The organism is Halomonas sp. 3A7M (genome assembly GCF_014897875.1).
Taxonomy (GTDB): Bacteria; Pseudomonadota; Gammaproteobacteria; order Pseudomonadales; family Halomonadaceae; genus Vreelandella.
Genome location: NZ_JABUZD010000041.1, coordinates 21,951 through 31,379, shown reverse-complemented (window position 1 = coordinate 31,379; position 9,429 = coordinate 21,951). Strand labels below are relative to the sequence as shown.

Here is a 9,429-nt window from a genome sequence, read left to right as displayed (position 1 = left end):
ATAAGCCTCGCTTTATACACCATAACTTATGCGGATTCACTTAGATCACGATGGGACAGTCGTCAGTTCTGAACAAATCCATTTTCAAATGTGGGTACACATTCTGAGCCAATATGGCTTTGAATTGTCCGAGCTGCAGTACAAAAACCACTATGCAGGCCTGCCAACGCGCGCCAATGCCCTGGATATGGTGCAGAGGTTTGGGATTAATGCGTCCCCTGATCAACTTATAGAAGCGAAGAACGCCGCGACGCAGGACTACCTTGCTAGCCAAGCATTCCCGCTAATGCCTGGCGTACGAGAGGCTATTGTTTACTTCCACAGTAAAGGTTTGAAGCTGGCAGTGGTGACAGGCGCTAGTGCAAATGGTGTTCAAAAAACACTGCAGGCCAATGAGTTTGAAGATAAGTTCTCTACGATTGTTTCTAGCGATGATGTCCGAAACAGCAAGCCCGCACCTGAATGCTATCTTCTGGCTCTTCAACGGCTTGGCGTTGCTGCGGATGAATGTCTCGCCATTGAAGATACACAACATGGTCTTGAAGCTGCCTTTCGAGCTGGCATAAGCTGCTTGGCACTACCCACGGAAATGTCTAAACAGCAAAACTTTCATTCAGCGACAGCGGTTCTTAGTGGCATGGCTGAAGCCGTTGAGTATATACGCCATGCCTATGGCGTAGAGAGCAACTCTGCGCCTGTTTAAATCGAACGCCTAAGGGTAAAGGGGGCTTTAGGCTTTCTAGCCAGAGCTGGCTAGCCATTCGTTAAAGCGCTGTTTGTAAGGAGAGCATAAATGCATTTTCAAGCCATTCCGATTATACGAATTTTTGATGAATCTAAAGCCAAGGCGTTCTATCTTGAGTTTTTGGGGATGTCGCTTGATTGGGAGCATCGCTTCGAAGCAGACTTTCCTGTCTATATGCAGGTATCCCGAGGTGATCTGGTTTTTCACCTCAGTGAACATTCTGGGGATTGCTCCCCCGGCGCTAAAACGTTTGTGAATACTGATGATCTTGAAGGCTTGTACCGCGAGATTCTATCCCGTGGTTACAAGTATAGCCGCCCGGAAATAACCACAGCTCCGTGGGGCGATAGGGTGTTTGAAGTGGTCGATCCGTTTTCCAACAGAATATTGTTCAATGAGCCTACAGCAGCCTAGCATTAGTTGGCATCACGATAGCGGCTGCCATGGAGGCTAACGGTAAAGGAGTTTGCGATGAAAGGCACATGTCTTTGCGGTTCCATCGAAGTGACTGCGCCTAACCACGAGCAGGTCAGTGTTTGTCATTGCTCACTATGTCGGCGTTGGTCGGGTGGGCCTATGTTCGCCGTGCATTGCGGTGGTCCGGTAGAGTTCTCTGGTGCTGAGCCTACCGCTTACCGCTCATCTGATTGGGCGGAGCGGGGCTTCTGTGCAACCTGTGGGACGCATCTGTTCTATCACCTGCTACCCAGCAATGAGTATATTCTCCCAGCAGGCCTGTTCCAGGATCAGACGTTCCAACTCACCAGCGAAATATTTATTGATGAGAAGCCCGACTATTACGAGCTTAACAACCAGACTGAGAAAATGACCGGACAGCAGGTCTTCGAGCAATTTTCGCCGGATTAATTTAGGCGGCTCGGGGCTTCTGATTGCCTTCAATCAGTGTCGATACTGGCATCAAAGATCAAACCAAAAACGCCTTGGCTTTTCAGCCAAGGCGTTTGTTTATCTAACGGTTACCCAACTCTCCGCTTAACGCTTCTTCCTAGCAGGCTTTTTATCAGCGCTGGCTGGGGCGCTTTGCTTTGCGCTGCTGTCGCCAGGAAAATGAGCGCGTACCAGCTCCAGTAGACCTTGTGTTGAGGTGTCGAAGTCGGCGGCGTTGGTATCGATGCGCTCGCTGATTTCACCGGCAATGCGTTTGCCAAGCTGCACGCCCCATTGATCAAATGAGTTGATGTTCCAGATAACGCCTTGCACAAATACCTTGTGCTCGTAGAGGGCAATCAGCGCGCCTAGGTTTTTGGGCGTTAGCTCGTCCAGCAGCAGTGTGCTGGAAGGGCGGTTGCCGGGGCAGCTATAGGGGTCGTGTTGGCTCAGCTCTTTGCTGTTCCCTTGGCTACCTTCCATAAAGGCGTTGGCCTGGGCGAGCATATTGGTTAGCAAGGCGAAGTGGTGGTCTTCCACGCCGGGTTCAGGTTTCAGCGAGGCAATAAAATCGATCGGCACGTAGCGGGTGCCCTGGTGTAGTAGCTGGAAGAAAGCATGCTGACCGTTAGAGCCGGTTTGCCCCCAAACAATCGGGCCGGTTTTGTAGTTAACTGGGTGGCCGAAAATATCGACTGACTTGCCGTTAGACTCCATATCCAACTGTTGCAGGAACGAAGGTAGTTGGTTCAAGGCTTGGTCGTAGGGCACGATGGCCTGGGTTTCGGCACCAACAAAGTTAATGTACCAGATACCAATCAATGCCATCAGAACTGGCATATTCTGCGCGAAGGGTGCTTCGATAAAGTGGCGGTCCATCTCATGAGCGCCTTCCAGCAGCTCGATAAAACCTTCAAAACCAACTGAAAGCGCAATCGGCAGCCCGATAGATGACCACATGGAGTAGCGGCCACCGACCCAAGCCCAGAACTCGAACACATTCTCTTCACGAATGCCGAACTCCATCGCCGCTTTGCGGTTAGTGGAAGCGGCAATAAAGTGGGCGCCTACGTCGGCATCTTCACCGGCATTTTCCACGAACCAGCGCCGTGCGGTTTTGGCGTTAAGCAGGGTTTCCTGGGTAGAGAAGGTTTTGGTGGAAACGATAAACAGCGTGGTCGCCGGGTCTAGTCGTGAAAGCACCTTCTGAATATGGGTGCCATCGACGTTGGAGACGAAGTGGAAGTGCAGTTCCGGGTGGCGGTATTTGAGTAGCGCGCGTACGGCCATGTTGGGGCCAAGGTCTGAGCCACCAATGCCAATATTGACCACGTCTTTGATGCGTTGGCCGTTATAGCCTTTCCACTCACCGCTTCTAACCGCTTCTGAGAACTGCTTGATTTGTTCCCGGGTGCGATTGATTTCCGGCATCACGTCGTTGCCGTCTACATGTACCGGTTCATCGCTTAAATTGCGCAGTGCGGTGTGGAGTACCGGGCGATTTTCGGTGACATTGATAATGTCGCCAGAGAACATCTGCGCTCGGCGCTGAACCAGGGCAGAGTGGTCGGCCAACTCAAGCAGTTTGGTGAGTACCTCATCAGAGACGTGATGCTTGGAGTAATCCAGGAACAGGCCGCCCACCCGTAGGCTCATTTTTTCAAAGCGCTGCGGGTCATTGGTGAAGTAATCACGAATGCGGTCGTTGGCGGTTTTGTCGCGCAGGCGTTCAAGTGCCTGCCAAGTAACACTGCGGGTGAGTTGAAACATAGAAGGCGGTCCTGTTGTTTTAGATCATTATTAAGTGACGAGCGCTATGTTGCTGGCTCGTGCCTTGTACTATTTATGGGTCTATTTAGGTAAAAATACTACATAAAACCCCAATTTAAGCAACTATTAAGCGATTGGTGGTTAAAAAATTAGTAATAAACCGTTGTTGGTGTGGGGCTGAGGAGGGAGATGCGTAGCAAAAGAGGCGCTGAGCAGGTGGCCGCCTGCTCAGCACTGAGGTTCAAGCGTTTAGCTGGTAACGGCGACATGAGCGGCGCCGCGTTTGATAAAGGCATAGCCTAAACCGGTTACCAGCGAGCCGATGATAATCGCGCCAAGGTAGAGTAGTGCAGGAGTGATGGCGTTGGGAATGAGCAGGACAAAGATACCCCCGTGAGGTGCCATTAGTTTCGCGCCTACCAGCATGGAAAGCGCACCGGTGATCGCACCGCCCACCATGCATGCGGGGATAACCCGCAACGGGTCTTTCGCCGCAAAGGGAATGGCGCCTTCACTAATAAAGCAAAAGCCGAGTACAAATGAAGCTTTGCCTGCTTCGCGCTCTGGTTCAGAAAATTTATTGCGCGCTACGAAACTGGCAATGCCCATGCCAATCGCTGGCACCATGCCTGCCGCCATAATGGCTGCCATTGGGCCGTAGGTTTCTGAAGCCAACAAGCCCACGCCGAAGGTATAGGCTGCTTTATTGACGGGGCCGCCCAAATCGAAGCACATCATTGCGCCCAATAGAATGCCCAGCAGCACCGCATTAGTAGAGCCCATCGAGGCCAGGAAGCTGGTCAGCGCATTCAGCAATGCAGCGACAGGCTCGCCAATCACATAGATCATCGTCAGGCCGGTGACCAGACTGGCCACCAGTGGGATGATCAGAATAGGCTTGAGCGATTCAACGCTGGAGGGCAGCTTAACGTAGCGAGTAACCGCTAGGGCCACATAGCCTGCCAGGAAGCCTGCCAAAATGCCGCCGATAAACCCGGAGCCAATGTCGGCCGCCAACATACCGCCAATCATACCTGGAGCAATACCGGGGCGGTCGGCGATGGAGTAGGCAATGTAACCCGCCAGAACAGGAATCATTAGCGCGAAGGCGGTGCCGCCGCCAATTTGCATGAGCGCAGCGGCCAGCGTGCCTTCCTGCTCAAAGGCTTCAATGCCGAACACAAACGAGAGCGCAATCAGCAAACCGCCTGCTACCACCATAGGCAGCATGAACGACACGCCAGTGAGGAGGTGCTTATAAACGCCTTTCTCTTTAACGCTCTTATTGGCGTTGCCCGAACCGCTGTTGGCGTTTTCTACGCTAGCATCAACAAGGGCGGCTTCCAGCGTGGGACGTGGCTTTTTTAGTGCATTGCCGGTTGAGGTGCGGTAGATGCGCTTGCCTGCAAACCGCGCTGGGTCAACGTCGATATCGCAGGCCAGTACGACCACGTCGGCGTCGGCGATCTCTTGTTCGGTTAAATGATCTTGAGCGCCCACTGAGCCTTGGGTTTCCACGCGAATGGTATGTCCCATGGCTTTGCCTGCTTCGGCTAGCGCTTCAGCAGCCATAAAGGTATGGGCAACACCAGTGGGGCAAGCAGTCACTGCCACAATCTTCTTGCCACCCGTGTTGCTCGCCGGAGTCGCGGCGGCTGTAGGGGTTGCAGGAGCAGTGTAAATCGGTGCTTCACGCTTGGCTTGAGTTAAAAAGGCGCTGGGGTCGGGCAGGGCGCTGGCAATCGGCGCCTGGAAAAGCCGCTTGCCTTCAAAACGTTCTGGGGCAGGAACGTGATCGGCGGCCACCACAATTAAATCGGCATTAGCAATTTGCTCGGCGGTGGCAGCCTGCAGCGGCGCAATTTCGCCGTGCATTTCCACATGGGCGCTCCAGCCCATCCGCGTGGCTGCTTGCTCAAGGCGCTTGGCGGCCAGAAAGGTGGTCGCCATGCCGCTGGGGCAGGCGGTAATTAGAATCAGGTTCATCGCGTGGCTCCCTCGGTGATGGTGTCGTCAAGACGCCGTACCAAAGTCTGTTGTTGGAGTAAGTCAAAGTCGTCGGCGTGGGGGGTGCCCACGCCGACGTGGCGAACCGCTTCGGCAGAGAGTGCCGTTGCGAAGCGAAGGGTGTCTGGTGGGGCGAAGTCGCTGAGCAGCCCATGAATCATGCCAGCCACAAAGGTATCGCCCGCACAAACAGTATTGGTGGCGTTTACGCTAGGCGGTGTGGATTGCCAAGTGCCCTGTGAACTAACCCATAAAACGCCCTCTGAGCCTGCGGAAATCAGTGCGTGCTCTATGCCACTGGCGTGCAGTCGCTCGGCGGCGAGCTGGCGCTGTTGATTTGAATCTAACGTGCTGCCAGCCCAGTCGGCGAGTTCCGTTTCGTTAGGTTTTACAGCCGCAGGCTGAGCGGCAATGGCAGTTAGCAGTGCCGGGCCGCTGGTGTCTATCCAAAGTGGTACGCCATAGCTTTTTAGGGTGGTCAGTAGTTCAGCAAACAGTTGCTGATCAATACCCGGTGGAAGGCTACCGGCAACGACGACCGCTTGGGGCGGAGCGAGGCGCTGAAACAAATCGTCTAGGGTAGTTCGTAAAGCATTTAAGTGGGCAGACTCAATCGGCATGCCGGGGCCGTTAATATCAGTGACGCGGCCACTCTGTTCCGCCAGCTTGGCGTTAATGCGCGTGCTGCCGGGTACGCGTACAAAGGCATCTTCCACGCCGTAGTGGGGGAATGCCAAGCTGAACGGGTCGTCGTTATCCTGGCCGAGAAAGCCGCTAACAATCACTTGATGGCCTAAGCTGGCCAGCACGCGTGCTACGTTAACGCCTTTGCCCGCGGCTTCTAACTGGGCGCTGTGGGGGCGGTTCACATGACCGAGTGTCAGCGTTTCAAGGTTGAACGCTAAATCCAGCGCGGGGTTGAGTGTAATGCACACTACCTGAGCCATTAGCGGGCCTCCAGGGCGTCACGTACCTCATCGCTGGTGGCTTTACTCAGTGCTAATTGGGCAGTGGCTTTTGCATCGGCAAGATCAAATTCACGCAGGCGAGCTTTGACTAGCGGAATTTGTCGCGCACTGACGGAAAGCTCATCAACGCCTAACCCTACCAGCACCGGCACGGCCATGGCGTCCGAGGCAAGCTCGCCGCATACGCCGACCCATTTACCGTGGGTATGGGCGGCATCGACGGTCATTTGAATCAAACGCAGCACGGCGGGGTGCAGGCCATCGGCCTGGGCAGAAAGCTCTGGGTGGCCGCGGTCGATGGCCAGGGTGTACTGAGTTAAATCGTTAGTGCCGACGGAGAAGAAGTCCACCTCGGCCGCCAGCGTAGGTGCTAGCAGTGCGCTGGAGGGTACTTCGATCATCACGCCCAGTTGCACATCAGTGGCGCGCTGCTGTGGTGGGATTTCGCTAAGCAGGCGGTCATAGATGACGTTGGCGGCGCGGAATTCAGCGACATCCTTAACCATCGGCAGCATGATGCGTAGCGGACGGCCGACAGCTGCCATCAGTAGCGCGCTGATTTGTGTTTCCAGCACTTCCGGCTCGGTCAGCGCTAAGCGAATGCCGCGTAGGCCAAGGAAAGGATTGTCTTCCTGGGGAACCGGCCAGTAGGGCAGCGGCTTGTCGCCACCCACATCCAAAGTACGCGCGACCAACGGGCGGCCATCCAAGGCATCGGTGGCTTCGCGGTACTCGGCAATTTGGGTGGTTAGGTCCGGTGCGCTTGAGTAGGCCATAAACAGGAATTCGGTGCGCAGTAGGCCAACACCTTCAGCACCGCGTTCAACCGCATCGGCGGCGTGGGCGGTGTTACCAAGGTTAGCTGCCACTTCTACCCGATGCCCATCACGGGTTTGAGCTTGCTCAAAACGCAGCTCCCAAGCATCGGCTTCGCGCTGTTGCTGGTCGAGAAGCTGTTGTTCCGCGCGCTGCAGGCGCTCTTCGGAAGGCTGGGAGGTAACCCGCCCACGCTCACCGTCAAGAATCATCATGCCGCCGTTATGCAGTACCATCACGGCTTCACCAGCACCGACAACGGCTGGAATACCCAGCGCACGAGCCAGAATTGCACTGTGCGCGGTGGCGCCGCCGCGTACGGTCAGCAGGCCGCGTACCCGTGAGGTATCCAGGCGGGCAACGTCGGAAGGGCCGATGTCATCCATCACCAGAATATACGGGTGGTCAGGCGGCTCGGGCAGTTGGACATCGCACAATACCCCCAGCACGCGGCGGCCTACGTCGCGCAGGTCAGCGGCGCGCTCGGCCAGCAGTCGGTCGGCGAGCATTTCCTGGGCGTGGGCGGCGGTTTCAATGGCATTCCACCAACCGGCTTCTGCTGAACGACCTTCACGAATCGCATCAATCGCAGCGTGATGCAGCTCGGGGTCGTCGAGCATCTCTTCGTGCATCGAGAGAATATCGGCCACTTCGCCGCCAGGGGCGTTGTGCACCAGTGCCTGTAGTTGAGCGGCGCCTTCTTTGAGTGCCACTTCCAGGCGACTAATTTCATGTTCGGGGTCGCTGGCGTGTTCAGCATAGTCGAACTGCATCGGGCGAATCACAAACACCGGCGCAATGGCTAAGCCCGGCGAGGCGGCAACGCCGGTGTGGGGCGCATCAACGACTAACGGCTCAACGGGCTTGCTCGTGTTAGTAACCGACTTGGTATCAAAACCGCCGTCGAACGGCGTTACTTTCTCACCTAGACCGTCTTCAACGGCGGCGGCTACTGCGCCTAGCGCAGCACTTGCCTGCTCACCTTCGGCAGAAAGGATAAGCCACTGACCACGCCGTGCTCCCAAGCCAATCACTTTGGTGAGGCTGGCGGCTGAAACCGTGGAAGCACTGCCTTCTTCAAGGCGTACGTTAATCGGCATTGATTGCGCGCGGGCGACCTGTACCAGCTGTTTTGCTGGGCGGGCGTGCAGGCCATGGGGGTTCAAGACGCGCACTCGGCGAGTCTGAGTGTTGGCGGTTTCACCCGCCAACGTGGCCAGTAGCTGTGCGCTGTTTTTGCCCACCAAACTGTCACTTTCGCCGTTCTCCAACATGGCTAATAGCTGTTCCAGCAGTGGGCGGTGGGCATCGCCGCTGGCCGCTAAACAGAACAGTGCGTGGACAGGGTGGCCGCTATGCTCAAGTTTAGGATCGGCTGGCGTGGCAACGCCTAATGCGGGTTGTGTCACCCCTTGGGCGTGGCTTGCCAACCAAAAACCTTTGCCCAGCCATTGGGGGGAAGCACTGGCGATGGCGCTAATAAAAGCGTTATCAACGCAGCCACTTTGGCGCAGCCGAGCGGCAGCGGCCAGGGCAAGCTCTTGAGGGTCGCGAGCAGGGAAGTTAATGCACAGCGTATCGGCATCCAGGCGTGGCTCAAGCGTTGGCTTGGAAAGTAAACGCGCTACCTCGACAGCCGAGCTAGCGTTGGCGAGTTGGCTGGCGACGCCTTCGCGGTCTAAGACGTGGGTCAACTGGCGCAGAATATCCAGGTGTTCGTCATTTTGCGCGGCTATCGTCACCAAAACATAGACCGCCTGGCCGTCATGCCACTGAACGCCTTTGGGGAACTGCAGCACCCTCACGCCGGTATGTTTTACGTGCTGACGACTTTCTGGCGTGCCGTGTGGAATGGCAATTGCGTTACCAAGATATGTTGATGACTGAGCTTCACGGGCATGGAGGCCATCACGGTACTCGGCCTCAACTAAGCCCGCATCCGTTAGCGCCTTAGCGGCGATGTCGAGTGCAGCTTGCCAGTCGTCCGCATGGCGGTCGAGCAAGATGTCATCTGGGCCGAGAGTTAACATAGGGTTCTCCTGTAAACGCTGTCAGCCAAGGGGTAATGTCTGCAGCGTGATCATGCTTAAACGTTGGTCGTAGAGCGTTGAGCTTCGCTGGATGAATCGTGTCATCTGTGGTTAGTTGGCTATGCTGAATCGATTCACTTAAAGACACAAGGGTTGTCTTTCTAGACTTTAGTCTGGGTGGGGAGAAACGGCTGATAAACTACAC

General features: G+C 55.6%; 7 protein-coding genes. 3 read left to right on the top strand and 4 right to left on the bottom strand.

Features of this window, described 5'->3' with window-relative positions:
• Nucleotides 1-28: 28 nt before the first annotated feature.
• The 3 genes from INT19_RS03460 to INT19_RS03450 all read left to right on the top strand — a co-directional run bounded on the left by INT19_RS03460 (nucleotide 29) and on the right by INT19_RS03450 (nucleotide 1,612).
• Nucleotides 29-703, top strand: a complete 675-nt coding sequence (locus INT19_RS03460) for an HAD family hydrolase (RefSeq protein WP_193059733.1) — start codon at nucleotides 29-31, stop codon at nucleotides 701-703.
• A gap of 90 nt (nucleotides 704-793) precedes the next feature.
• Nucleotides 794-1,159, top strand: coding sequence for a glyoxalase superfamily protein (locus INT19_RS03455; RefSeq protein WP_089037937.1), 366 nt, complete (start codon nucleotides 794-796; stop codon nucleotides 1,157-1,159).
• A 57-nt stretch (nucleotides 1,160-1,216) separates the two neighbouring features.
• A complete protein-coding gene (locus INT19_RS03450) occupies nucleotides 1,217-1,612 on the top strand; it encodes a GFA family protein (RefSeq protein WP_193059732.1) in 396 nt (131 codons plus the stop codon).
• A 126-nt stretch (nucleotides 1,613-1,738) separates the two neighbouring features.
• Here INT19_RS03450 and pgi read toward each other — a convergent pair whose 3' ends face one another.
• From pgi to ptsP, 4 genes are all read right to left on the bottom strand, one after another.
• Complete coding sequence (gene pgi / locus INT19_RS03445; RefSeq protein WP_193059731.1) at nucleotides 1,739-3,403, bottom strand: glucose-6-phosphate isomerase; 1,665 nt, start codon at nucleotides 3,401-3,403, stop codon at nucleotides 1,739-1,741.
• Nucleotides 3,404-3,652: 249 nt separating this feature from the next.
• Nucleotides 3,653-5,389 carry a PTS fructose-like transporter subunit IIB gene (locus INT19_RS03440; protein WP_193059730.1) on the bottom strand — a complete coding sequence of 579 codons (1,737 nt, stop codon included), beginning with the start codon at nucleotides 5,387-5,389 and terminating at the stop codon, nucleotides 3,653-3,655.
• Complete coding sequence (gene pfkB, locus INT19_RS03435; protein WP_193059729.1) at nucleotides 5,386-6,357, bottom strand: 1-phosphofructokinase; 972 nt, start codon at nucleotides 6,355-6,357, stop codon at nucleotides 5,386-5,388. The genes INT19_RS03440 and pfkB overlap by 4 nt, the downstream gene beginning before the upstream one ends.
• Entirely contained in the window at nucleotides 6,357-9,224 is a 2,868-nt protein-coding gene (gene ptsP, locus INT19_RS03430; protein WP_193059728.1) for a phosphoenolpyruvate--protein phosphotransferase, read from the bottom strand. Before ptsP ends, pfkB begins: the two co-directional genes overlap by 1 nt.
• Nucleotides 9,225-9,429 lie beyond the last annotated feature (205 nt).

Bases quoted from the DNA above. Each gene is read 5' to 3' on its own strand.
- INT19_RS03460 (WP_193059733.1), top strand. From the start codon at position 29: ATGCGGATTCACTTAGATCACGATGGGACAGTCGTCAGTTCTGAACAA.
- INT19_RS03455 (WP_089037937.1), top strand. From the start codon at position 794: ATGCATTTTCAAGCCATTCCGATTATACGAATTTTTGATGAATCTAAA.
- INT19_RS03450 (WP_193059732.1), top strand. From the start codon at position 1,217: ATGAAAGGCACATGTCTTTGCGGTTCCATCGAAGTGACTGCGCCTAAC.
- pgi (WP_193059731.1), bottom strand. From the start codon at position 3,403: ATGTTTCAACTCACCCGCAGTGTTACTTGGCAGGCACTTGAACGCCTG.
- INT19_RS03440 (WP_193059730.1), bottom strand. From the start codon at position 5,389: ATGAACCTGATTCTAATTACCGCCTGCCCCAGCGGCATGGCGACCACC.
- pfkB (WP_193059729.1), bottom strand. From the start codon at position 6,357: ATGGCTCAGGTAGTGTGCATTACACTCAACCCCGCGCTGGATTTAGCG.
- ptsP (WP_193059728.1), bottom strand. From the start codon at position 9,224: ATGTTAACTCTCGGCCCAGATGACATCTTGCTCGACCGCCATGCGGAC.